Below are 24,810 nucleotides of genomic sequence, written 5' to 3'. Positions count from 1 at the left end.
AGCCCTGACCCCATGGTTTCAGATGATATGAGGATGTGATGCGCGCGCTTCTCTGGATGGCTCTTTCGTTCATGTTGGCATGGCCAGCTTTGGCTCAGGACACGGCACCTGACCGCAGTTCAACGGGCGGCGCTCAGACGCTGGAAGATATCATGGCGCGACAGCGTGGTGAGAAACTGGACGACAGTTTCCGGCGCGATGCGACCGGGCAGGGCAATGTCGAAGCGTTGATTGGCCAGCTGGGCACGCGCGGCGTGGCGTCAGATTCCGAAGTGTTTCGTGCATTGCGCTATGGCAGTGCCAACACCACCACGCAGGCCAGCGGACCGACTAGCACATTGCTTATTCAAGACAGTGGCATGGCCTGGCTGACGTTCCGCGAAGGGCCGCTGCTCACCTATGGGCTTTATCTGCTGGGCGGCATGACGGCTGTTATTGCATTGTTTTGGCTGATCCGCGGCAAAATCATGATCGAAGGGGCCAAGACCGGGCGGAACATCATCCGTTTCTTGGCGATTGAACGGTTTGCCCATTGGCTGATGGGCGTGTCCTTCATCGTTCTCGGAATCACCGGACTTGTGCTGATCGCTGGTCGTAAGTTTATCCTGCCCTGGATGGGGCACGAAGCCTATGCCACCATCGCATTGGTCGGAAAATGGGGGCACAACAACATCGCTTGGGCCTTTATGCTGGGACTGGCGATGGTCTTTGTCATGTGGGTGCATCACAACATTCCGGACCGCACGGACATCAAGTGGCTGGCCAAAGGCGGTGGGTTGTTTTCCAAAGGCGTGCATCCGCCTGCCAAGAAATTCAACGCGGGACAGAAGATCATTTTCTGGTCGGTGATTGTGCTGGGCGTTTCGATCTCGGCGTCCGGCCTCGCGCTGCTGTTCCCGTTTGAGCTGCCGATGTTTGCCAAGACGTTCAATATTTTGAACATGACTGGTCTGCCGCAGCTGCTGACGGGCGGTGCATTGCCGGAAGTGCTCTCCCCTTATGAAGAAATGCAACTCAGCCAGCTCTGGCATGGGATCGTGGCCTTTGTCTTTATCGCCATCATCGTGGCGCACATCTATCTTGGGTCTGTGGGTATGGAAGGTGCGATTGAGACCATGGCGACCGGTGAGGTGGATGAGCAATGGGCGAAGGAGCACCATTCAATCTGGTATGAGGAGGAGCTTGCCAAAGCGCAGGCAAAATCTGGCGCTGATCGAGCGACACCAGCGGAGTAATCATGCGGGCTGTCGCGCTGTTTCTTGGTTTCCTGGGTTGGGCCACCGGTGCGGTGGCTGGGGAGTTCTTTCAACTGACTGGCCACGGAGGCCCGATTAAAGGCATCGCGGTCTCTCCGGACGGCCGTCAGATCCTGACCGCAAGTTTCGACAATTCCCTTGGTTTTTGGAGAGATCAGGAACCGCTGTGGCTGGAAGGGCATGAGGCAGCGGTCAACTCGGTGGTGTTTGTGACTGACACTCTGGCGGTTTCCGCCGGGGATGATTTTGCCGTGCGTCTGTGGGATCTGAGTGCTGGAACGTCACAGCTCCTTGGGCAGCATAAGGGCAAGGTAATGGCGCTGCGGGTGGCACCTGATGGGGGCAGTGTGGCAAGCGCCAGCTGGGATGGGACGGTTGGCATCTGGCCGCTGAGCGGTGGTGCGTCACGATCTATTCAGGTGGACAGCAATGTGAATGACGTTGCCTTTGCACAGGACGGTGCTGCGCTGTTTTCTGCCTCTGCAGATGGCAAAATCCGTCTCTATGACACCGCGACTGGCGATTTGAGGCAACTTTTCCTGACCAATGGGTTTGGCGTGAACACTTTGGTTTTGCGCGAAGATCTTGGTTGGCTGGCTTTTGGCGCCGTGGACGGTGTCACAAAAATTGTCACCCCTGACACTGCGGAGCTGATCAAGGACATCACGCTAGAGCGGCGGCCGATATTGGCCATGACCAGCAGTCGGGATGGCCGTCATCTCGCTGTGGGCGACGGCGAAGGTTATATTCTGATGCTGAACACTGAGGATTGGTCGATTGCCAATGACATCAGGGCCACCCATCGCGGGCCGATCTGGGCGTTGGCTTTTTCGGCTGATGGGGAAAATATTCATGCGGGTGGGTTGGATGAGGCGATGTTCAGCTGGCCGCTGTCTGATCCGGATGACACCCCCCGGATGGTGGCGGAAGGCCGTGCGTTTTTGAACGGCAACGACAGTGCCTCCAATGGCGAGCGCCAGTTTCAGCGCAAATGCTCCATTTGTCATACGCTGACCGGAGACAGTGCCAGACGGGCAGGGCCGACGCTCAAGGATGTTTTTGGACGCGAAGCGGGCACGGTTTCTGACTACAGCTACTCCGACACCTTGCTGACATCTGATGTGATTTGGACAAGCCAAACCATTGATGCGCTTTTTGATTTGGGGCCGGACGTGTATATTGCGGGAACCAAAATGCCGGTTCAACGCATCACCCGCGCCGAAGACCGCGCAGATTTGATCGCCTATCTGCGCCTTTACAGCGACTTTGAGGACTAAAGATATGAGAGTGTTTTTCCTGGCCTGCGCAGCTGTGGCTGCCATTTCCGTGGGCGCCTACTACGGGCTGCATGCCATCGGGTTTTCTGCCAGTGATGTTGCCAGTGGAACAGCCGTAAGGTTGGATTGACCACATGAACCAAATAGACCGTGCGTCTGCGCAAACCAAACGTCCTTCTGAATTTGGCATTGGCCTGTCGACAGCTTCGGTGCTGGTGGTGGATGACGAGCCGGGCATCCGCAACTTCATCGTCAAAATTCTCGACCCGGTGGTCGGACGCATAGAGCAGGCGGCCAATACGGATGTGGCTAGCCGCCTGTTGGATCAGAACCATTTTGACATCGTCATTCTTGATAATGTGATGCCCGGAACCTCGGGGCTTGAGTGGCTGAGCGAGCAGCGCAAGCTTGGGTTCTTTGCTGACACCATTTTGATCACCGCATTTGCAGATATGGACACCGCGATTGAAGCGATGCGCGCGGGGGCCGTCGACTTTGTTTTGAAGCCTTTCCGCTCCAACCAGATTTTGAACGCGGTGGCACGCTGTGTGGATCGGGTGAACCTGCGGCGGGAGAATTACCTGCTGAAGTATGAGCTTGCTGCGGGCAACGAGCATGTGCGTGCGCGCCTGCTTGGCAGTTCGCCGCAGATTGAGACCATACGCTCCACGATGGCCCGTGCCGCGCCTTTGCCAACGCCGGTCTTGCTGACGGGGGATACCGGCACGGGTAAAGAGGTTGCCGCACGTGCCTTGCACATGATGTCGCCGCGCGCCGACAAACCTTTTGTGCCAATCAATTGCGCGACCATTGCCGGTGACATGATTGAGCACGAGCTTTTTGGTCACATCCGGCAGGACGCAGGCGGGCGAACGGTGCGTCATGATGGTGTGTTCATGAACGCCAATGGCGGCACGCTCTACCTCGATGAAATCGTGGAACTGCCGCTTCCGGTGCAGGCGGCACTGCTGCGTGTGGTGGAGCATCAGAAAATCCGGCCTGTTGGCTCCTCGCGGGAAGTGCCGCTGGACCTACGGTTTCTCTTTGCCACCAACGCCGATCTTGAAGCGGCGGTCAAAGATGGGCGCCTGAGAGAAGACCTGTATCACCGCATCAATGTGCTGAATATTCAGATGCCACCTTTGCAAAACCGCGAGGGGGATTTGAAAGAGCTGGCTTTGATGTTCTTGCAGCAGATCTCAAAGTCACTTGGCGTGCCGCCCCTGACCCTGTCTGAGGGGGTGCTTTTGAACCTGGCGCGGTATGACTGGCCGGGGAACGTGCGCGAGTTGCGTAACCTGATTGAGCGGTCGCTGATTGTGGGCGAATGGCCGGCGGAGTTCGCAGCCAACGGCGCCGAAGAAGAGGTTGCGGCGGTGGACAGCCTCGCGGCGGTGGAGCGTCGGCATATTCTGACGGTGCTGGCAGCCTGCGACGGCAATCGTGCGGAGGCCGCACGGCGATTGGGGATTTCCCGCAAGACCATCGATCGGAAATGCGCGATGTGGAATGACTGACACAAGCGCCAAAGGGTCGCCTTCGGCCTCTAAGTCAACCTGGGCCTGGCTGCCTAGACGCCGCTCCGCCTCTGTGCGGATGCGGCTGTTGGCCATCGCGCTTTTGCCAACGCTGGTCATCATGCCGCTGTTCTTCATCATTACGGCGGTGAATTGGTCTTCGCGGTTTGATAACCTGCTGATTGCCAAAGTGAATGGCGAGCTGACCATTGCGGATCAGTACCTGTCTCAGTTGCTTGAAAACAGTGACCTGCGGATGCAGGCGTTGGCGGCCTCGGCGGATTTTGTGGATCATGTTCGCTCTGACGATCAGGATGGCATCGCGCGTCTTCTGCAGGTGCAGCGGGTCCAGCTTGGGTTGGATTTCCTTTATTACCTTGCCGCGGATGGCTCTGTGACCGCCTCTCCCCGCTTGGTGGATGACAGAAATCTGGCGCGGTGGCCTGTTGTGTCTCAGGCGCTGGCCGGGTTTGGTTCTGCCCAGATTGACGTCTTTTCAGGTGAGGATCTGGCTAAAGTCTCCTCTGATCTGACTGAGCTCGCAAGGATTAAGCTGGTGCCCACGCAGGCTGCGGTGCCAACAGAGCGTGTCGAGGAGACCCGGGGCATGATGGTGCATGCGGCCACGCCGGTGTCAGAAGACGGACGCCACGGTGCTTTGGTCGGGGGCGTTCTGCTCAATCGCAATCTCCCGTTTATTGATACGATCAACGACTTGGTCTATCCGACCGCGAGCTTGACCGAAGGCAGCCAAGGCACCGCCACGCTGTTTTTGGATGATGTGCGCATCTCCACCAATGTGCGCCTCTTTCAGGATGAGCGTGCTTTGGGAACCCGTGTTTCCGCCGTGGTACGTGAGGCTGTTTTGGATCGCGGTGAGGTCTGGCTCGATCGTGCCTTTGTGGTGAACGATTGGTACATCTCAGCTTATGAGCCGGTCACGGATAGCTTTGGCAATCGCGTCGGGATGCTCTACGTCGGCTTTTTGGATCAGCCGTTTCGGGATGCAAAGTTTTCGACCATCCTGACCTTTGCGGTCGCTTTTGCGGTGATTGTGCTGATTTCCGTCCCGATCTTTTTGCGCTGGGCGCGACAGATATTTGCGCCGTTGGAGCGGATGCTGCGCACGATCACGCGGGTGGAAGGCGGTGATCTGGGGGCGCGGACTGGCGTTGAGAACAGTGATGAGGAGATTGCACGTGTGGCGGCACAGATGGATGCGCTGCTGGAGCAAATTCAGGAGCGCGATCGGGAGTTGAACCGGCGGGTGGCCGCAAGGACGCAAGATTTGGCAGAAGCAAACCGGCGGTTGGAAGCCACGACGCGGCAGTTGGTTGTGTCCGAGAAACTGGCGGCTGTGGGTGAAATTGCGGCAGGCATCGCGCATGAGATCAACAATCCCATTCAGGTGATCCAGGGGAATCTGGATGTGATACGCGTGCAGCTTGGGGATCGGATCGAGGATATTCGGACCGAGCTGAAACTGATTGATGAACAGACGCATTCGATTTTTCTGATTGTGAACAAGCTTTTGCAGTTCACCCGCCCAGATGAATACGCGCAGGGGAGCGAACTTCATCAACCCTCGGCAGTGATGGTGGATACCGTGCCGCTGGTGCAGCATTTGCTGAACAGCGGCGACATCGCGTTGCAGTTGGAGCTGGAAAGCGAAGGGGCGGTTGCGATCAACCGTACCGAGCTGCAGCAGGTGTTGATCAATCTGATCGTCAACGCCATTCACGCGATGCCTGAGGGCGGATCTTTGCGGGTCTCTACCGATGACGACACGCGAGACGATCAGGCTGGTGTGTTGATCGAGGTGGCGGACACAGGTGTGGGCATGACAGACGCGCATCTGAGCCGGATTTTTGACCCGTTTTTCACCACCAAACAGGGGGAGGGCACCGGGCTAGGTTTGTCGATCTCGCGCAAACTGGTGGAGCTATATGATGGCACCATAGAGGCGGACAGCACCATTGGCGAAGGCACAGTGTTCCGCCTCTGGTTCCCATGCGCAGATCAAGGTTAGGGCATTTTAGCCCTTCAAGTATTCCTCATAGGGCCTGGCCTTCAGACCGCGATATTTCACCGTCAGCTCAAGCGGCGCGTCGTTTTCATCATAGATCCCGATCACAACACCTTTGCCTCCAGATTTGGTGCGCATCTCGTTGAGCTGTTCCTCTGAGCGTGTTGTGCGTTGGGATTGGCGGCGGGTCCAAGTGAAGAGGTGGTCATACATCATCGCGATGATCTCGGCATGCTCCGCGCTTTGTCCGAGATCGGCGAGCTCATTGGGGTCGTTGACCAGATCAAACAGCAGCGGAGGGTAACCGCCCTCGCAGTGGATGAGCTTCCAGTCTTTTGTGGCGACCATGAATAGTACCGCATCCCGAACCGATGCGTTGAGCCGTGTGGCGATGGGGCTCGCGGAGTAGTCGTATTCGCAAATTACGAATTCGCGGTCTGTTGTCTCCTTTTGCCCATGGATAATGGGCAGCAGGCTTTCCCCTTCCAGAATGTGATAGGCGGGTTGCTCGCCTGTGACGTCGACAAATGTGGGGGCAAGGTCAATGGACTCTACCAACGCATCACATACGGTACCGCGTGTGGCATCTGCCTCCGGGCTGGGATCGTAAATGATCAGAGGCACCTTGGTGGCTGCGTCCTGAAAGAAAGTCTTTTCTCCCATCCAATGATCGCCCAGGAAATCGCCGTGATCGGAGGTCAGCACAATCATTGTATCGTCCATCCGGCCAGTTTCCTCCAGCCACGCAAAGAGGCGTCCCATCTGGTCATCGGCCTGTTTGATCAAGCCCATATAGGCAGGGATGACGGCGTCGCGGACATCTTGGCGTGAGAAGGTTTCTCCAATTTTGGTGTCCATGAAAGCTCTTAGAACGGGGTGGGCCTTCTGCCGTTCGCTGTCGGAGCGGACAACAGACAAGACGTGTTCAGGGCCAAACATGGAGGCGTAGGGCTCCGGGACGATATAGGGCCAATGGGGCTTGATGTAGCTGAGATGACAGCACCAAGGACCGTCAGCTTGAGCGATGAAGTCCATGCCGCGGGTGGTCAGATAAGGCGTTTCGCTGTCCTCTTCGGCGATATTCGCCGCCTCTGAAGAATTCTTCAGAAACCAGCCAGAGAGGACGTTGCCCTCGTCATCCAGACCGGAGTTTGCGAAGTCATGCCAGGGGTTGTCGCTCTCGTATCCTTTGTCTTGCAGATAGGCGTTGTAGGCTTTGGCGCCGTCAGGGTCATAGCTGCCCTCGGGGCCTTCGGGCTTCATTCCGTCATCGCGTTCAAAGACATCAAAGCCGCATTCGGCAACACGGGCGCCAATCAGGCTGTCAGGTTCCAAGCCCAGTCGCGCCATGCCTTCGGCGTCTGCGCGCATGTGGGTTTTGCCCACCAACCAGCAATCCATGCCCGCCTTGCGCAGGTGATCTCCGATGGTCATTTCGCCGACTTTCAGGGGAATGCCGTTCCAACTTGCGCCGTGGCTGTGGACGTAGCGCCCTGTGTAAGTGGACATGCGGGAGCTGCCACAGATTGGGGACTGGATATAGGCGCGTGTGAAGCGGACGCCTCGGGAGGCCAGCCGGTCGATGTGCGGGGTTTGCAGGTGCGGATGGCCGTAGCAGCTGAGGTAATCCCAACGGAGCTGGTCAAACATGATGAATAGGATGTTTTTGGCTTTTGCCATTGTTCCGCTCCCCCAAAGTCTTTGCGCTATCTTGAGGGGCAGGGCAGCTAGGTCAACCAAAGAAGCGGGTAAGGCCTGATCTTCGGCGTCGCCTAAAATGCCACGTTGTCTGTTGGCAGTATCGGGATGGTATTGCGTCGGCGCCGTTTTCCGGGTGAAAAGCGGGCGAGGGGACCGGATTGACCGGCATAAGTGAGCTGTGTGAGCATCAAAGCCAAGACCAATATCGCGTCTCAGACGGCGGAACCTGATGGAGCCTTTGCCCGTCGCCTTGAGGTCGTGCGCTTTCTGCTGGATGCGGGTGCTGGCATGCGCGATCCAATTGTTTTTCTCACGCTGATATCCGGATTGAGCCGCGCTGGTATGATCTTTGCGATCAATGAAACCGCGCAACGCTACAGCGAAGGACCTGGATGGTCGGTTGCGATGCTGCTGATCTGTGCCGCGGCGATGGTGGTATCGGGCTATTTTCAGAAGGTCCGCGCCTTTACCCTCATCACCCGGATTGAAGCGCAGATGCGCAATCGGCTTTCCGCACTTCTGCTGCGTGCCAACATCGATTTTCTGATCTCGCGCCGTCACGGCAAAGTCTATGGCGCGATGACGGCAGAGGTGAACCAGCTTGCGCAGGCGGTGATCCATCTGGTGGAGGCCATTGGGGCAGCATTGGTTTTACTGTTTGCGATCCCGTATCTGTTTTATGTGAGCTGGATTGCTGGTGTCGCGGCAGTGGCGGCGATTGGTTTGGGGGGCATTGGCTTTGCCCTGATGGATGGCCCTGCAAGGCGCTGGGCGATCAATGCCTCAGAGTCCTTTGCAGCGTATTGTGACCGTGTGACGGATATGTTGAGCGGCTGGAAGGAACTGCGCTTGCGTGGCAGCCGTCGCGATGCGCTTGAGGGTGAAACCAAAGCCGTGATCGCAGCGCAGGTGGCCCACAAGATGCGCTCAGAGCGCTTGTTTGCTGCGAGCACCGGTGGTGGGCAACTGGCTGTCGCGCTGCTCATGTGTTTTGTGGTGATCATTTTGCCGATGCTTTCTGGCGGTGATGCGATCGTGATGTTTCAGGTGCTGACCATCATCTTCTTGGTCAATGGCCCGACCGAACTCGTTTTCAACACTCTGCCGATTTTGAGCCGCGCGGAGGCGAGTTACTACAAGATCAAAGGGGTCGAGGCCGAACTGGCTAAGGCGCAGAGCCAAGCGCTGCATGTGGTGTCCAAACCGCTGGATCGGTTTGACAGTATTGCGCTGCGTGGTGTGGAGGCCAATGTCGGCGAAATCGGGCGAGCGGATGTGACGCCGTTTCACCTTGGGCCGATTGATCTGACGTTTCACCCCGGGGAGACGGTCTTCATCTGCGGGGGCAATGGCTCGGGCAAAACCACTTTGCTGTCTTTAATCACCGGCATGCGCCATCCGGAAACAGGTGACATCCTGCTCAATGGAGCGCCGTTGACGGATGACACGACCGCAATGTATCGCGAGCTGTTTTCGGCGGTCTTTGCGCAGTTCCATCTGTTTGAACATGCCTATGGCATGCCGGAAGCGGAGTTGGCGGCCTTGGAAAGCCGGATTGCGCAGCTTGGACTGGCAGAGCGGGTACAGTTGTTGGGGGATAAGTTCTCCAACACTTCGCTTTCTGCAGGGCAGAGCCGCCGCCTCGCACTGGCAGTGGCCCTTGCAGAGCAAAGGCCGATCATTGTGCTGGACGAGTTTGCTGCGGATCAGGATCCCGCCAATCGGGCGTTTTTCTATGATGTGCTGATTCCGGAGCTGTCAGCATCCGGGCGGTTGGTGCTGGCGGTGACACATGATGATCACCAATTTGGCAAATGTGATCGCTTGATCAAAATGGAGGCGGGGCGCATCGTATCGGACGAGCGCATGCGCGCACGTAAAGAGGCTTTGGGCAGATGACCAATACGCAATGGACGCCGTCACGCGGCACAGGATTGGCGATGTTGATTTCGCTGATCTGCACCGGGTTTGTCACGCTGGTGGTGAATGCACAGATTTACCCGGCGCGTTGGCAATACGCTCTGTTCTACCCTGAAAAAACCGCCGAGCGCCCCTATACCATCAGCGAGTCCATAGGAGATCCGCGCATTGGCGAGCCGTTTGCGGATTGGATGCTATTGTGTGCGCCGATCTTGTTTGTTGGTGTGGTGCTGCTGTGTCTGCCTGCTTTGTGCGAGCTGCGGGTAAGCGCGCCCGATGCCAAGATGGTGCGGCGTATCACGCTGCTGACCTGGACCCTGTTGGTTTTGCAGGCGATGGCCTGTGTGGGGCTGGTGGTTCTGAGCCAGTATCGCTTTCCGCATTTTCGCGATGAGCACATGTTGGGCAGCTATCTGTTCTTCTTTAGCCAAGCCCTGGTGGTGGTGTGTGGTGAGTTCCTGTCGCGCAGCTATGCACAGCTGGGCGCAGAAGGCCGCGTTCTGACCCCGCGCTTTGCGGCTTGGCGGCGCGCCTATGTTTGGGTGCCGATCGCGCTGGGTGTAAGCTACCTGGTTTTCTTTCTGGGCAAAGGGTACGCGCCAGCGGGGCTGCGCTACGAGGTCTATTATGTCTACACAGGGCTTGAGCTCTTGCTGCTTTCCTCGTTCTTGCTCTACCTCATGACCTTTGCGCCTGACATGTGGCGGACGTTGCGTGTGAGCCGAAGCGGCGCCTATGTTTCAGCAGAGTCTTCAGCATCCTGAGCGCGCAGCATTTGCGTGGCGCGATGCGCACGCTGCAGGGCCGTGAAATGCGACAGGAGCGCAAAGCCGCCTAACCCCCAGATCACCACCCAGCTGCCAAGCGCGCCTGCGATCAGGAGCATGGCGCAGAGGTAGATCACGCGTTCCATCCGCTCAAAGAAATCGGGCCAGTCCGTGTTGGAGACAGGAATTTCAATGGCTGTGCGCGCCTTTGCGTAAGAGGTGATCACCGAGCCTGAGAAACAAGCCAGTGCGAGTGGCCAAGCGTCGTGCATGTGGGCCAGAGTGGCCAGCACAACAAGCTCTTGGTAGCGGTCAACCATGGCGTCAAAATAGCCCCCCGCTTTGGTGGACATGCCGCGTCGGCGGGCAACCGCGCCATCCAATGCGTCAAAGACAAACGCCAGAATAAGAGTTAGGCCGTAGGCTACGGGCGAGCCGTGCCAGAGGTAAGCCAGTGAGACTGCGATCACGAGCAGCAGGCCAATGAATGTCACCTGATTGGGCGTTAGCTTGGCTTTCACCAAAGGTGTGGCCATTGCCTCCCACAGCGGGTCGATTGTCGATTTCATGAGCCCGTCGATCATGGTGTGTCCTTCAAGTGTAGCTGCGGATGAGGCGGCGGCGGATTTTGTCCAGTTTTTCGGCGCGTGCGGCCAGGGCGTCTGCGCGATCCGGGTTTGGCGAGTAGAACGCTGAGCTGCGCAATTTGAGTGTGGCAGCGGCATCGGTCACCGTAGGTGCCCAGCCCATAAATGGCGCGGCCAGAGTGGCCGTGCCCAACATGCCGGCGTGGCGTGCGCTGCACACGCGGATGTCGCGGTTCAGCGCGTCGGCGAGTGTCTGGGCAAAAATCGGGTTGGCGGCCACACCGCCTACGATGGATAGCGCCCCGGAAGTTTGAACGCCTTTTTCGCGCTGCACCTTGGACATGGCCCACCGCAGGTTCAGCGCAACACCCTCGATGGCCGCGCGGCGCATGGCGGCGCTGTCGTGATGCAGGCTGAGCCCGTGGAAGGTGCCGCGCAGGCTGTCATTGTCCACAGGCACGCGCTCTCCGGCGAGCCAAGGCAGGAAGAAAGGATCATCCGCTTGAGGCGCTCCGAGATCATTAAAGCCGGTATCAACCGCGCCGCCACCGGTGACGCTACAGACCCAATCAAGCGCGGAGCCCGCGTTTTCTTGACTGGCGATCAGCAGAGGGCGGAAGTCGAGGCCGGTTGTTACTGTGGCGTAGGAATGAGGCACGCTCAGGCGGCGGTTGGGGAAGAAGCCTGCGATCCAGGCCGAGGTGGCGATGGAGATATGCAGAGCGCCATCGGCAACTTCGCCAGATCCCAGCGCTGAGGCCATCACATCGGATGTGCCGCCAAGCACCTGTACCTCCGGTGGCAAGCCGAGTTCTGCCGCGGCCTGCGCGGTGAGCGGACCCACAACGGAATCTGCTTGGGTGATCGGGGCGAGCTTGCTGCGGTCTATGCCAGTGAGCGCGCAAAGCGTATCGGACCAGCCTTCACGGCCCTGTCTGGTGTCCATCACCCAGCTCAGGTTGGCGCTTTCGGGGCTGGTGGTGAACTCGCCTGTGGCACGATGGATGAGCCAGTCTTTTACGTCCAGCATCCAACGGGTGCGGGCGTAGATCTCTGGCTCCTGTTGCATCACCCAGAGCATTTTTGCGGTGGGGTCCATGCCGTTTTTGGCCGGAGCGCCATTGGCGATGCGCAGCCATTTGGCCAGTCGCGGGATGTTGTAGCCGAGCACCTCGGGGAAGCCACCGATGAGTTTTTGACCCAAAGGGGCTGCGCGTTTGTCGAGCCATGTGAGGCATGGGCGCAGCGGGGTGCCATTCTCATCACAGCAAATCAGGCCGAGAAGCTGGGAAGAAAACACAAGCGCTGACGCGCGTTTGGAGAGATCAGGCACGTCACGGCGAAGAGCGGCGAGCGCATGCGCCAGAGCGCCCCACCAGTCTTCAGGCGTTTGTTCAGCCACACCACCGGAGGCCAACGACAGCGGATAGGTTTCGGTAACGCGTGCGAGCACGGTGAGAGAGCTGTCCACCACACCAACTTTTACGCCGGATGTGCCAAAATCTGCCGAAATAACCAGATCGCCCATAGTCGCTCTCACATGCCTCAAAGTCTTTTAACCTGTGTTGCCCCAAACGTCTTAGAAGACTTCGTCGAAGGGACGGGAATGGGTCTGTCATGCTCCGGAATGCTTGGCAAGTTCAGGTTGCGTCAGCTGCGCTGTTGCAGAGCGTCTTGGAGGAGCGTGATGTAATCTTGCCCGACAGTATCAACGTCAAAACGATGTGCGTGATCTGCTGCCCAGCTCTGAAGTGTCGCGCGCTTGGGGGCATCGGTGGCCAGTGTTTTGATCTTATCAGCGAGCGCTTGGGCATCTCCGGGTGGCACGAGAAGGTCTTTGCCCCGGCCGGTCATAACGGTGCGGAAGCCTTCGTTATTCGCGGCGACAGGGAGCGCGCCAGCGGCCATGGCCTCAATCAACACAAGTCCAAAGCTCTCTCCGTGCAAGGCAGGTGCCGCGAAGATATCAGCGCTGGCAATCAGAGCGCGGGCCTCGGCATTGTTGGGGGCAGGTTGGAACGACAAGTTGTGTAGGTGGTGCTGTTGCGCATAGGCGCGCAGGCTGTCTTCTTCATCTCCGGCGCCGGCGATGATTAACTCAGCATTGGGCAGTTGGTTTTGCAACTCCCGCCAGGCCTGAAGCAGGACGGAAACACCTTTGCGCGCCTCAAGGCGACCCATGTAGACAACCCGAAATGTTTCAGAGGGATTGGTTGCCTCTGCGGCTGCGCGCCAAGAAGAGAGATCTATGGCGGGTGGCAAGATCAACGGCAGCGGGTTTGCTTTGTCGGCTTTCCATTGCGCGTAGGGAGCCTCGGACGGCACAACGATGCGGTTGATCCGGCGGTTGAAATAACGCCCCACGCGCCGCAGCGCCCAGGACATAGGATCAAAGCTTTCATTTTCAGGCAGGGTTGCATGGAACGTGGCGATGGCGGGCAGTTTCAGTGCGCGCCACATCTGCCAAGGCAGAAGCGGAGTCCAAGGGGTGTGCATATGCACGACTTCAGCGCCCCAGCCCCGCAGCTCTGCAACAGCCTGTGCGCGTTGGAGGCGGGTGGCGCGGCTGACCTCAAAGGCGGTGCCATGGATTGCGAAGGGCCGGGCGGTGCCAACTGTCATCAGGCCTTCTTCCGCATGATTTGGTTGGCCGGGGGGGGCGACAATGCGCACCTCATGGTCTTGGCTCCGCAACCAAGCGGAAAGGTCGCGCACGTGGGATTGCACTCCGCCGGGGCGATCCATCGCGTAGGGGGTGAGCTGCACAATTTTCATGACGCGACCTTAGGGGAGTTCTTGAAACGGACTGTGGGCAAGTAACCAGCGAGCCGAAGTTGGAGGAGTATGGCGAGACCAAGCGCGAAGGCGGCGGGCAGAGAGGCGGCAAGCATCGGGTGCAAGACACCGTGAATGCCGAGCGCCCAGAAGACTTTGACCGAAACCACGGAGAGATAGCCCACGGCCGCGAGCGCCAGAAGCAGGAAGGGCGACAGGCGGCGCCCGACCGCGCCCTGACCGGCCAAACTCACGCCAAGCAAAGCGAAGATCGCGGGCAGAAAAATCGCAACTTTGCGCACCGCAAGAGCGGTAGCGGCATCAGAGGCCGCCGGGCTTTCTGGTGCTGAAGCGATGGCGCGCAGGGAGGTGTTGGGGAGATAGTAGGCATCCACCCCGAACCAGCGGACGGTTTCGGGGGCCAGCTCAAAGGGCATATCAAGGCGCTGTTCCAATTTGGGGGTAGCGGCGTTTTTGACGTCCCAGTAAGTGACCTGCTCAAAGGTCCAAATTCCTTCACGAAAGCTGGAGCGCGCGGCTTGGGCGTGAAGAACGTGGCTGAGTTCTGGCTCTGACAATCCCTCAAACAGCATCACGTCGCTCAGGTGGGCGGCGTCGCCCCGGGTGAACGTGGCCCGCAGCGCGCGATTGTCCGAGACCACCCATTGGGTGCCCAACTCATTGTAGTGGTAACGCTTGCCATAGTCGCCAAGATTGGCGGCCACCTGTCGGGACACTGCTTCTGGTCGCAGCCAGTTTTCTCCAGCCATTTGAACAAGACCCAGCAGCAAGCCGGAAATCAGCAGCGCGGTGATGCGGAAGCTTGGTCCAGCACCGGAGGCGGCGAGGATCACGTCGTCCTGTCGTTGGTGGCGCAGCAATGTGACGACAAAGCCGCCCGCAAGGCATGCCATGGTGAGCAGACGGGTGATGATGTCGACGCTGCGGTAGCCAATATAGGGAAACAGGACCGACCAAAGTGGGGCATCAGTGGCTGCGGCCTGCGTCTGAACAGAGCCAAGCCATTTCGCGAGATCAATGGCCAAGGCCACCACAAGCAGGGTGAACATCATGAAGCCGATGGCAGCGAGGTCCCCGCGCACCATGGCGCGTACCGCTAGCCCGGTGTGCCGGCGACCAATCATCGGCGCACCTCCGGTTTCATGAGGGCTTCTCCCCGCCAGATCAGAAATGCTAGCGGTGGCCCAAGATAGAGCAGGGCTGCGGCTGCACAGATCAGAAATGTAGGCAGGCTGGATGCGAGCCCAGAGAGGATCGCGCCGCTGGCGACATCGCTGCTCATCATGATGAGCGCGGCCATTGGCAGGGCGGCAAATCGCAGTGGTCCACCACCGCCTGCCACCAGTGCCGCCAAGGCCAGCAGCCCAGCCATGGGCACCATAAGCGCGCGCGACAACAGGCGGGTGATCTGACTGGTTTCGCTGTCTGACAGGCTGAGAAGCCGTTCAGCCGCACTGCGTTCTGTGTCGGTTTCCGGCAGCGCATCGGACATGGAGAATGCAAAATCCGCGGATTTGGTAGCGAAGCTGTTGAGCGGTCTGGGTGTCAGATCTGCTGACGGGTAGGGACCTTCGAGCACGTTGAGCTGTTGCAGCTGGATTTTATGGGTGTCGGAGACTTCCGGATCGGTGACGTGCCAGTTCTCTGAGTTTGCTGCACGCCAACCTCCGTTGATGTCGGGTTGAAACACAAACAGATGGCCTCGTTCCTCGGTACGCTCAGACGTCGTGGCTGGTGGGTTGGCAATAAAGGTCGTGTCGCGCAGGGTTTGCAGGGTGGTTTCCTTGCCGCCTTCCTGAATACGGGTGAGGACAAAGTCTTTTTGCAGCTCAATCAGCGCCAAGCGCTCGCCAAATTTGGCGCTGGGCAGGATCAGGCCTGCGTTGGCAAAGCTGAGCGTGCCGCCGATGAGGCCAAAGACCAGCACAAAACTCACCACCCGCCCCCAATGCACACCGGCGGTTGCTAGGATCATCAATTCGCCCCGGTTGCGGGCATCCTGCGTGGCAAAATACGTGGCGATCAACAGGCTCATGGCAAGCGCGAGGTCGAGGATTTCCGGAACCTTGAAGCCCAAAAGATGTGCTACATCCACAGGGCCGCCACCCAGGCGTAGGGCGTGTTCCATCAATGTGGTGAAGCTTTCAGCAAGAAAGATCGCCTCGATCACGAGCAACAGAAGCAAAAGCCGCAGCAAAAGCGGTTTGCCCAGCACACGCAGCACCGGAAGGCGCAGGAAGGTTCCCAATCGGCTCATGGGCGGAGTGTCACCATGTGTCGCGCCGCTGGCAAGATGCTCACCACAATGCGGTGAGGAAGTGAACCGCCACAAGGCCAGCGCTCGCGGCAATCCAGCTGTCCAGACTGTCCAGAAGTCCGCCTTGGCGCGCAAGGACGCGGGGATAGTCCTTCACGCCAGCGATGCGCTTGTGTCGTGAGGCGGTGAGATCTCCGGCTACGGCGAGCGCGCCGACCAAAAGCGCGGTGGCGGCGGCTTTGAGCGGGGAAAAGCCCCAGATCGTTGCGGCCACAACAAGTGCGATCACAAGTGCCATTGCGCCACCGGCGAGGCCCTCGATGGTTTTGTTGGGGCTGAGGATCGGGAAGGCTTTGGTGCGCCCCAGAAGGCTGCCAATAAGGAGGGCGAAACTGTCAAAAATCTCAACCAGAACGTAGGCAGCCAACATCAGCGCTGTGAGTTCCGGGTGTGCAGCGCCATATGCCAGCAGCGCCATGGGCAGTATGGGAAATAGAAGCACATCAACAGCGGCGTTGGACGATGTTCCGCGGGCTGCCAGTTGGCGGGCGAACAGCAGGAACCACAGGCCAGCGCATGCGATCGCGACCGGGGTAAACAGCGCGCTGATCACAGTGAGACCAGCGGCAGCAAGAGCCGCCAGAATCACGTGAGTTTCTTTTGCAAGACGCAACGTGGCGACCTCGTAGCCGATCCGGGCAGCGGCGAGTGTCAAACCAGCGATCAGAGCCTGCGGCCCCAGAAGGAAGAGCGCGAGCAGACAGATCAGGATGAGGGTGGCACTCAGCAGAGTGACGACAAGGTCGAGGCTTTTGCGGCGGATGTTTGGGATCAATGCCAGCAAAAGCAGCATGACAAATCCCGCGCCGATGATGACCGCTGCGGCCATGGCAATGTCTTGGACAGTGGGCGTGGTCATTGGTTGCCGTGCTGGGAAATGATACGTTTTTGGTGCCAGCGCAGCAGCGGAGCAATCAGGCTGCCAAGGCGGTTGAGCGCGGCCATCTGAAAGCCCGGTGCAACCGTGGCGTGGCCCGCTTTCATGCCAGCAATAAGGCGCGAGGCGATGTCTTCAGGCTGCCAGAGGCCTCCCCCTTCGGTGATCTTCTGGGTGGCCATGGGCTTGGTGCGTTTCTCTTCGATCAGCTGAGGCGTATCGGTGTCAGGCGGATAGATCACCGTTGTGGTGATATTGGCAGGAGCTAGTTCGAGATGCAAAATCTCCGCTAATCCGCGCAGGGCAAATTTGGACGGAGCATAGGCGCCATAGCCATAGATGCCAAAGAATGCCGCGCCGGAGGAGATCAGGCCGATGTGCCCGCCACCTGCGTCCTGCATCGGTTTGGACAACGCTTGAACAAAAGTGAGCGTGCCAAAGTAGTTCACGTCCATATGTCTGCGGTGGAGGTCTGCGCTTTGCGCGTGAAAGAGCCCCGGCTGGGCGATGCCCGCGCTGGCGATGGCCATTTCAGGAGCACCCAGCTTGAGGACAGCATCGGAAAGCGCCTCTGCCAGCGCGATCTCATTGGCGACGTCGACGGCATAGGTCTCCACATTTATGTCGGGCGCTGCCTGCAACAGGGCGTCGCGCGCGGCCAGCAATCGGCTGGCGTCACGCGCAAACAGTGCGAGGTCGTGCCCCTTCACCGCAAGCTGCATCGCCGCGGCAAACCCGATGCCGCTGGAGCCGCCTGTAATGAAGGCGGCACGCATCAGCTGGCCTCATTGACGAACCGCAACACCACGTCATGCGCGTCGGTGTCTTCGATCTGTTCTGGCGGATGCTTGAACAGGAAGGCGCTTGCTTCGGTGATGGGGCCGGTCAGGCCACGATCACGTGCGATGCGTGCCAGACGGATCGCCACCAGCGCTTCGGCGGCGGCATTCGGGCTGTCTTCCACATCTAAACGCACTTCGATGTTGGTGCGCGCGCCCCCAAAGAGACGGCCTTCAAGGCGCACATAGGCAACCTTACGGTCGTTCAGCCATGGCACATAATCTGAGGGGCCGATGCGGATGTCATTTTCGTGCAGGCGCTCTTCCATCGCGGATTGCACCGCCTCGGTCTTGCTTTCCCGCTTGTTGGCCAGACGAGCGTTCTCGCTCATGTTCAGGAAGTCGGTGTTGCCACCCACGTTGAGCTGATAGGTGCGATCGATTTCCACGCCGCGCATTTCTGCCAGATTGGCAAGCGTACGGTGCAGTACGGTTGCACCCATTTGCGCTTTGAAATCATCGCCAAGGATCGGGATGCCTGCAGCGCGGAATTTGTCCGCCCATACCGGATGAGACGCAATAAAGACTGGGATGCCGTTCACAACGGCCACGCCTGCTGCAAGCGCGCACTCTACATAGAACTCAACCGCTTTCTGAGAGCCGACGGGGAGGAAGATGATCATGATTTCCGCTTCAAGCTCTTTCAGCTTGGCGACGATCTCTTCCTTGTTGAGCGCGTCATCTGAGGACAGGCGGAAGCTGCGATCTTCTGGGTTGGCCAACATGTGAGCAGCCACTCCATCGAGATCGGGGCCGCGCAGGACGGGGCCGGTTTGCTCTGCCAGATCGGTGTGGAACTGCTCTGTGCAGTTGGGGGCAGCAAAGGCCGCTTCGCCCAGCGTTTTGCCAACCTTGCGGCTGTCCACGTCAAAGCCGGCGACCAGTTCAACATCCGCAGGCGTATAGCCTGCCAGGTCCGGGAAGCTTACGCCAACGGCCTCATCGCCAAGAGCGCGGCAGTAGGAGACACCTTGGATCAGCGAGCTGGCACAGTTGCCAACACCAACAATCACTGTGCGGATCGGAGAAGAAGGGGATTTTGTCATTCGTTGAAAGCTCCACCGGAAACGGCAATAGTGTGGGTCACATAGAGCCCCGTTTGGGGGTCGGTTGTATAAAGACGCAGACGGGTGACTTTGGGCAAGAGCCCACTTTCGTCAACATCGAGATAGCCATAAATCAGCTGGTATTCGCGGCCGTCCTGTTCTGTAAACAGGGCTGCTTTGAAAGGTGCAATCTGGCGCAGTTCCAGCTTTTGAGATTTCAGTGCATTGAAGGCCAGAGTGCGCGATGTGGCGGAAGCGTGCGATTTCAGGCGCACGCCAAAGCCAAACACGCGCTCATACCAGCGCAGCGCCATGGTCTGGCCCTCATCGGCATAACGGCGCCAGAAGACTGACACGGGTGACTTGTCAATCAGGCTGCCGGCGTCGTCAAAACGCGCGCTGTAGACCACGGTGTTGGCGTTCATATTGCGTTGCAAAAAGAACAGCTGGCCGGGCTCATCAGGATGCGGGAAGTCCGGATTGGCCAATGGCAAGACGTCGCTTTGCTCTGAAGAGGTGAGCGCGAGGTGCGGCTTTGCGTTGGCGGCGGTGGCCTGCAGTGTCAGGTAGAAGGCGGCAAAAAATGCCAACGCCATCGCAAAGGTCGACCCGTTGCGATGCGTCAGGGAAGTGCCCTGAAAGCCCGTGTGAGCAGTCAGGTGCATGGGATTATTCCGCGCTCATACGTTGCCGCAAAGCTGCTGCAGCCTCAGAGGCCTTCGCGACCGCATCGATCACGCGATCCAGATCGGCTTCGCTATGGGCGGCGGAGATGAAGAACCGGATGCGTGGCATGTCTTTGGGCACGCCCACATGCACCACGGGCGGCGCATAGATACCTTGTTGCATCAGGGCTTCGGCGACAAAAACGCAGTCTTCGGGCGTTTCAAACAGGATCGGAACAACCGCTTCACCGATGGCGGTGCCGGTATCCAGGCCTGCTTCGGCCGCCTTGGTGAGGAAGCGTCGCGAGTTGGCGCGCAGCTTGGCAACACGGCTTGGCTCATCCTTAAGGAGGTTGAGCGCTGCGTGAGCGCTGGCAACCGTCGCCGGAGGCAGGCCTACGGAGTAGACAAAGCCCGGAAGACAGAACCGCATCCATTCAATGACGTCGGCATTTGCGGCGATGAAACCGCCAGAGGAAGCGAAGCTTTTGGACAGTGTTCCAATAGCGATTTCAACTCGGTTGGGGTCTTCGCCGAAGTGTTCGCAAAGACCGCGGCCGGTTTCACCGAGAACGCCATAGGAATGAGCTTCGTCCAGCAAAAGCCACGCGTCATAGGCGTCTTTCATATCCAGCAGACGGGGGAGGTCGGTGATGTCACCGTCCATGGAGAACAGCCCATCGGTGCCAATCAGCACACGCCCGTGCTCGGCGCGGTTTTCGCGCAGAATGCTCTCCAGATCATCCAGATCATTGTGCGCATAGGTCTCAAAGCGCGCTTTTGTGCCGCGTGCGCCCATGATGATGGAATTGTGAGCAAGTTCATCGACAATCACGAGGTCGCGCGGGCCAAGCAGGAGGCCAATCACGGAGACATTGGTGAGGTAGCCCGAGATCACCGAAAGCACGCCACCGACACCGAGGAATTCGGCCATGTCGTTTTCAAGCGCACGATGGGCGAGCCGTTCACCGCCTACAAGACGGGAGGCGCCCACACCTGTGCCCTGCGCATCAATGGCCTCTTTGGCAGCACCTGTCGTTTCCGGATGATGCATAAGGCCGAGGTAGTCATAGTGCGACATGGACAGGAAACCATGTGGCCATTGTTCTGCCTTTGCTTCCAGATCATCGGTCGGAACAAAATAGGGATGGCCGTTTTCGATCAATGCGCGGCCGCTCAGGCGAAAACGGCGTTCAGCAAAAGTGAGAAAGCTGGTGTTTTTGGTTTTCATCCAAGTCTCCGCAGCCTGCGCTGCGCTTATTTTTTAGAATTCAAAAGTGATCCAACAACGCGGCCTCCGCGATGGGTTGGTCACGAAATTGCAATATGACCGCTTCGTGGCATCCGGTCCAGCACAATGCAAGGGCAGAATTCTTTGGGCGCATTGCTTTTGCGCTTGTGTGGCTTGGTGAACGCCATTTGGGCAGATCGTGAACAGAAGCTGTTTCTAGATGCTTGCTCCGACAAGAATAATCATGTTCAGATGAACCAGAACACGCCGCCGCAAGGTGGATTAAAAAGAGCGTGGCAGGGGACTATTGCTTTGACAGCACTATTAACTGTGCGAAATCTTACAATTGGCTTTGAAAAAGCCAAACCTGTGGTGGATGACGTCAGTTTTTCAGTCGCCGCCGGAAAGACCCTCGCGCTGGTCGGAGAAAGCGGGTCGGGGAAGACCTTGAGCTGTCGCGCGGCTTTGCGGATTTTGCCTGCGGCGGCCCAGTTGCGCGGTGGTCAGATCGAGTTTGCGGCACGTGGCGGAGATGCGCCGATCGACATCACCAATTTGAGCGAACGCAAGATGCGCAGCATTCGCGGCAATCGGATTTCGATGATTTTTCAGGAGCCGATGCGCTCGCTGTCCCCGCTGCACCGGATTGGCAACCAGGTTTCTGAAGCGCTGAAGCTGCATCATGATTTTGACGCTGCCAAGCGCAAGAAACTGGTTCTTGAGAAGTTTGAACGCGTTGGCTTCCCAAGCCCTGAGCGCGTCTACAATTCCTATCCGTTTGAGCTCTCAGGTGGGATGCGCCAACGTGCTATGATTGCGATGGCGATGGTTGGGCGGCCTGATCTGCTGATTGCGGACGAGCCGACAACCGCGCTTGATGTGACAACGCAGGCGCAGGTTTTGGGGCTGATCAAGGATCTTCAGGCCGAGACCGGCATGGGAGTGATTTTGGTGACCCATGACCTTGGCGTGGTGGCCAATATGGCGGACGATGTGGTGGTGATGAACCGTGGCCGCGTCATGGAGGCGGGGCCAGCCCCTCTGATCCTTCGCGATCCGCATCATCCTTACACGAAAGACTTGATGGCAGCGGCACCAGAAATTCCGGCCACGCCAGCAGATCGTCCTGATGAAGAGGAGCGCGACTACATCCTAGAGATGCGGGACGTGAATAAAACCTATGAGCTCAAAGCCTCCTCGCCTTGGGGTGCCAAATCCGTGGTGAACGCCGTGCGAGGTGTGGACTTTGGGGTGGAGCGCGGCAAAACACTGGCGGTAGTGGGTGAATCCGGATCCGGTAAAACAACATGTGCGCGTATGGCGCTCGGTGCGGAACGTGCGGATAGCGGGGCCTCAATCCTGTTTCGCGCAGAGCCCGGCGCTGAGCCGGTCAACCTTCAGGATCTGAACCGCGCGGAACGTTTGGCGTTTCAGCGCAAGGCTCAGATGGTGTTTCAGGACCCCTACAGCACGCTTAATCCGCGTATGCGGGTGAAAGATGCGCTTTGTGAACCTCTGGAGATTCACAACATTGGATCTCCGTCAGAGCGTGTTGATCGTGCCGTGGAAATTCTGCGCTGGGTTGGGCTGAATGAAAACATGCTCACACGCTTTCCACATGCCTTCTCCGGCGGGCAACGCCAGCGTCTCTCAATTGCTCGGGCGTTGATGCTTGGGCCGACGTTTTTGGTATGTGATGAGCCGACATCAGCACTGGATGTTTCTGTTCAGGAGCAGGTGCTGCGCCTGCTTGAAGACATTAGAGACCGTCTCAACCTCAGCTACCTCTTTATTAGCCATGACCTTGCTGTTGTGGCGCGGATTGCGGATGAAGTCGCGGTTATGCGCGCAGGGCTTGTGGTCGAGCAAGGTCCGCCAGAACAACTCTTCTATAATCCGCAACACCCCTACACCAAGGCGCTCATTGCGGCTCAGCCTGAGCCAGATATTGCGCGCCCCATCAACCTCAAGATCGTGGCACAGGGGGCAGGCGCGCCTTCCAGTTGGCCCGATGCTTTCCGCTTTGACGGTGTGAATGCGCCGCCGTTGCGAGAGACCGAGCCAGGACACAAGGTGCGTTACCATGCCTAAAAGACTGATCATTGCCTGCCTCTTTGCGGCCTGTTCGTTGCTAGGTGTCCACGCTGTCTCGGCGATGGAGCTTCAGGAAAGCGGTTTTTGGCAATCAGATGTTTCTGCCGGAAATTTGCCGCCGGTTGCAGAACGTGTGCCAGAGGCGCCAAAGACCGTAGATCTGTCTCTGCGCAACCGGGAGTTCGGAAAACAGGGTGGCACTTTGCGCACCATGGTCACGCGCTCCAAAGATGTTCGGCAGATGGTTGTGTACGGCTATGCGCGGCTTGTGGGCTACAACGAACGGTATGAGTTGGTCCCCGATATTCTTGCGGGTCTCGACAATGAGGACGACAAGAAATTCACCATGCGCCTACGCCCCGGCCACAAGTGGTCGGACGGTCATCCGTTTACATCTGAGGACTTCCGCTACTGGTGGGAGGATGTTGCAAACAATCCGTTGCTGTCCCCCTCAGGTCCCGTCGATTTCTTGAGAGTTGAAGGAGAGCTGCCAAAGGTCAGCTTCCCGGATGCACATACGGTTATCTATGAGTGGAGCAAGCCCAACCCGCAGTTTTTGCAGATGCTGGCTGAGGCGCGCCCGCCGTTCATCTACCGCCCCGCGCATTTCATGAAGCCGTTCCATGCGGACTATACGGATGAAGAAGAGCTGAGTGAGCGGCTGTATGAGGCGCGTGTGCGTAGCTGGGCCGCGCTGCACAATCGTCAGGACAATATGTATAAGTTCGACAATCCGGATCTGCCTACGTTGCAGCCTTGGATCTTGGCGACGAAAGACGGCAAAAGCCGGTTCCTGTTTGTCCGCAATCCCTTCTATCACCGGATCGACAGTAATGGGGTGCAGTTGCCCTACATTGATGTTGTTGAGATGCAGGTGGTTGCGCCGGGTCTTGTTGCGGCAAAAGCCAATGCAGGCGAAGTGGATCTGCAGGCGCGGGGATTGGACTTCAAAGACACTGCGATCCTGAAAAAGGGTGAGGCGCAAGGCAACTACAGCACCATGTTGTGGGGCAATGGCACGGCCAGTCAGATCGCGATCTATCCCAACCTGAACTACAACGATGAGGGCTGGCGGGAGACGCTGCGCGATGTGCGTTTCCGTCGGGCGCTGTCTCTGGCAATCAATCGCAAGATCATCAACCGCGGCCTTTACTTTGGCTTGGCCAAACAGGGTGGCATGACGGTTTTGCCGGTGAGTCCTTTCTTCAAAGAGAAGAACCGCGATGCGTGGGCCATTCGTAATCTGGATCAGGCCAATGCGCTGCTGGATGAGATGGGCCTCGATAAGCGCACCAAAGAAGGATATCGCACGCTGCCCGATGGCCGCCCCGTATGGGTGGTGATCGAGACAGCAGGCGAGCGTCAAGAAGTCGAAAACGCGCTGCAGATTATCACCGACAATTGGGCGGAGATTGGCGTGAAGCTGATCATGCGCCCCCTGGAACGCGATATTTTGCGCAATCGGGTCTACGCCGGAGAAACCATGGCCTCCACTTGGTTTGGCTGGGACAACGGGCTGCCTCAGCCCTACACTTCACCGGGCTATCTTGCGCCGTGGGATCAGGCATTCCTCTCTTGGCCAAAGTGGGGGCAGTACCATCAGACACATGGAGAAGTTGGTGAGGCCCCTGATCTTCCAGCCGCGATTGAACTGAACGATCTCGCGCATCAGTGGACACAGGCCTACACGTCGGTGGATCGCGCTGTGATCTGGCAGCGTATGGTGGACATTCATGCTGACAATGTTTTTGCCATTGGCCTGTTGAACGGCGCGCCACAGCCGGTTGTTGTATCCAATCGCTTGCGCAATGTGCCGGAGAAAGCCATTTGGGCTTGGTCTCCTGGTGCCCATTTCGGGGTGCATCGCCCCGATGAATTCTTCTTTGCGGAATAG

Annotated in this window: 20 protein-coding genes; 9 read left to right on the top strand and 11 right to left on the bottom strand. The window is 58.3% G+C overall.

All coding sequences use genetic code 11. The annotated features are described in order from the left end of the window. Positions 1-38 precede the first annotated feature (38 nt). The 5 genes from ACO07T_RS10115 to ACO07T_RS10095 are packed head-to-tail and all read left to right on the top strand — an operon-like array spanning position 39 to position 6,079. Positions 39-1,235 (top strand): formate dehydrogenase subunit gamma, encoded by a 1,197-nt coding sequence (locus tag ACO07T_RS10115; RefSeq protein ID WP_422049294.1) that lies wholly within the window; start codon positions 39-41, stop codon positions 1,233-1,235. Positions 1,236-1,237: 2 nt separating this feature from the next. Continuing rightward, entirely contained in the window at positions 1,238-2,533 is a 1,296-nt protein-coding gene (locus ACO07T_RS10110; protein ID WP_422049293.1) for a c-type cytochrome, read from the top strand. 4 nt (positions 2,534-2,537) lie between these two features. Beyond that, a complete protein-coding gene (locus ACO07T_RS10105; RefSeq protein WP_280637703.1) occupies positions 2,538-2,663 on the top strand; it encodes a hypothetical protein in 126 nt (41 codons plus the stop codon). A 4-nt stretch (positions 2,664-2,667) separates the two neighbouring features. Beyond that, a complete protein-coding gene (locus ACO07T_RS10100) occupies positions 2,668-4,050 on the top strand; it encodes a sigma-54-dependent transcriptional regulator (RefSeq protein ID WP_209058548.1) in 1,383 nt (460 codons plus the stop codon). Next, entirely contained in the window at positions 4,043-6,079 is a 2,037-nt protein-coding gene (locus tag ACO07T_RS10095) for a sensor histidine kinase (RefSeq protein ID WP_422049292.1), read from the top strand. Before ACO07T_RS10100 ends, ACO07T_RS10095 begins: the two co-directional genes overlap by 8 nt. Before the next feature lie 6 nt (positions 6,080-6,085). On the opposite strand, the gene ACO07T_RS10090 is transcribed toward ACO07T_RS10095, so the two are convergent. After that, on the bottom strand, positions 6,086-7,756 hold the full coding sequence (locus tag ACO07T_RS10090; protein WP_422049291.1) for a sulfatase-like hydrolase/transferase: 1,671 nt from the start codon (positions 7,754-7,756) through the stop codon (positions 6,086-6,088). A 201-nt stretch (positions 7,757-7,957) separates the two neighbouring features. Between ACO07T_RS10090 and ACO07T_RS10085 the strand changes: the two genes are divergently transcribed. Together ACO07T_RS10085 and ACO07T_RS10080 are read left to right on the top strand one after the other, a co-directional pair. Further along, a complete protein-coding gene (locus ACO07T_RS10085) occupies positions 7,958-9,676 on the top strand; it encodes a cyclic peptide export ABC transporter (protein WP_422049290.1) in 1,719 nt (572 codons plus the stop codon). Beyond that, the gene (locus ACO07T_RS10080) at positions 9,673-10,461 is read left to right on the top strand and encodes a hypothetical protein (RefSeq protein ID WP_422049289.1); all 789 of its coding nucleotides are present in this window, start codon (positions 9,673-9,675) and stop codon (positions 10,459-10,461) included. The genes ACO07T_RS10085 and ACO07T_RS10080 overlap by 4 nt, the downstream gene beginning before the upstream one ends. Here ACO07T_RS10080 and ACO07T_RS10075 read toward each other — a convergent pair. The 10 genes from ACO07T_RS10075 to ACO07T_RS10030 form a co-directional block, all read right to left on the bottom strand. Then, positions 10,431-11,048 carry a CDP-alcohol phosphatidyltransferase family protein gene (locus ACO07T_RS10075; RefSeq protein ID WP_422049288.1) on the bottom strand — a complete coding sequence of 206 codons (618 nt, stop codon included), beginning with the start codon at positions 11,046-11,048 and terminating at the stop codon, positions 10,431-10,433. The two genes, ACO07T_RS10080 and ACO07T_RS10075, sit on opposite strands and share 31 nt — an antisense overlap. A gap of 10 nt (positions 11,049-11,058) precedes the next feature. After that, positions 11,059-12,579, bottom strand: a complete 1,521-nt coding sequence (locus ACO07T_RS10070) for a xylulokinase (protein ID WP_422049287.1) — start codon at positions 12,577-12,579, stop codon at positions 11,059-11,061. Between the two features lie 122 nt (positions 12,580-12,701). Then, positions 12,702-13,826, bottom strand: coding sequence for a glycosyltransferase family 4 protein (locus ACO07T_RS10065; RefSeq protein WP_422049286.1), 1,125 nt, complete (start codon positions 13,824-13,826; stop codon positions 12,702-12,704). Beyond that, positions 13,823-14,971, bottom strand: a complete 1,149-nt coding sequence (locus ACO07T_RS10060; RefSeq protein ID WP_422049285.1) for an LptF/LptG family permease — start codon at positions 14,969-14,971, stop codon at positions 13,823-13,825. Before ACO07T_RS10060 ends, ACO07T_RS10065 begins: the two co-directional genes overlap by 4 nt. Next, positions 14,968-16,104, bottom strand: a complete 1,137-nt coding sequence (locus ACO07T_RS10055) for an LptF/LptG family permease (RefSeq protein ID WP_422049284.1) — start codon at positions 16,102-16,104, stop codon at positions 14,968-14,970. Before ACO07T_RS10055 ends, ACO07T_RS10060 begins: the two co-directional genes overlap by 4 nt. 40 nt (positions 16,105-16,144) lie before the next feature. Further along, entirely contained in the window at positions 16,145-17,023 is an 879-nt protein-coding gene (locus ACO07T_RS10050) for a phosphatidate cytidylyltransferase (protein WP_422049283.1), read from the bottom strand. Beyond that, positions 17,020-17,817: an SDR family oxidoreductase gene (locus ACO07T_RS10045; RefSeq protein WP_422049282.1), complete on the bottom strand. Its 798-nt coding sequence runs from the start codon at positions 17,815-17,817 to the stop codon at positions 17,020-17,022. Before ACO07T_RS10045 ends, ACO07T_RS10050 begins: the two co-directional genes overlap by 4 nt. Continuing rightward, positions 17,817-18,926, bottom strand: a complete 1,110-nt coding sequence (locus tag ACO07T_RS10040; protein ID WP_422049281.1) for an inositol-3-phosphate synthase — start codon at positions 18,924-18,926, stop codon at positions 17,817-17,819. Before ACO07T_RS10040 ends, ACO07T_RS10045 begins: the two co-directional genes overlap by 1 nt. Next, positions 18,923-19,591: a DUF4833 domain-containing protein gene (locus ACO07T_RS10035; protein WP_422049280.1), complete on the bottom strand. Its 669-nt coding sequence runs from the start codon at positions 19,589-19,591 to the stop codon at positions 18,923-18,925. The genes ACO07T_RS10040 and ACO07T_RS10035 overlap by 4 nt, the downstream gene beginning before the upstream one ends. A 4-nt stretch (positions 19,592-19,595) precedes the next feature. Further along, a complete protein-coding gene (locus ACO07T_RS10030) occupies positions 19,596-20,822 on the bottom strand; it encodes an aminotransferase class I/II-fold pyridoxal phosphate-dependent enzyme (RefSeq protein WP_422049279.1) in 1,227 nt (408 codons plus the stop codon). A gap of 312 nt (positions 20,823-21,134) precedes the next feature. Between ACO07T_RS10030 and ACO07T_RS10025 the strand changes: the two genes are divergently transcribed. After that, positions 21,135-22,913 (top strand): dipeptide ABC transporter ATP-binding protein, encoded by a 1,779-nt coding sequence (locus tag ACO07T_RS10025; protein ID WP_422049278.1) that lies wholly within the window; start codon positions 21,135-21,137, stop codon positions 22,911-22,913. After that, positions 22,906-24,810 (top strand): ABC transporter substrate-binding protein, encoded by a 1,905-nt coding sequence (locus ACO07T_RS10020; RefSeq protein WP_422049277.1) that lies wholly within the window; start codon positions 22,906-22,908, stop codon positions 24,808-24,810. The genes ACO07T_RS10025 and ACO07T_RS10020 overlap by 8 nt, the downstream gene beginning before the upstream one ends.

The organism is Shimia sp., from assembly GCF_965227725.1.
GTDB lineage: Bacteria > Pseudomonadota > Alphaproteobacteria > Rhodobacterales > Rhodobacteraceae > Shimia.
This window is presented reverse-complemented; position numbering and strand designations above follow the sequence as displayed.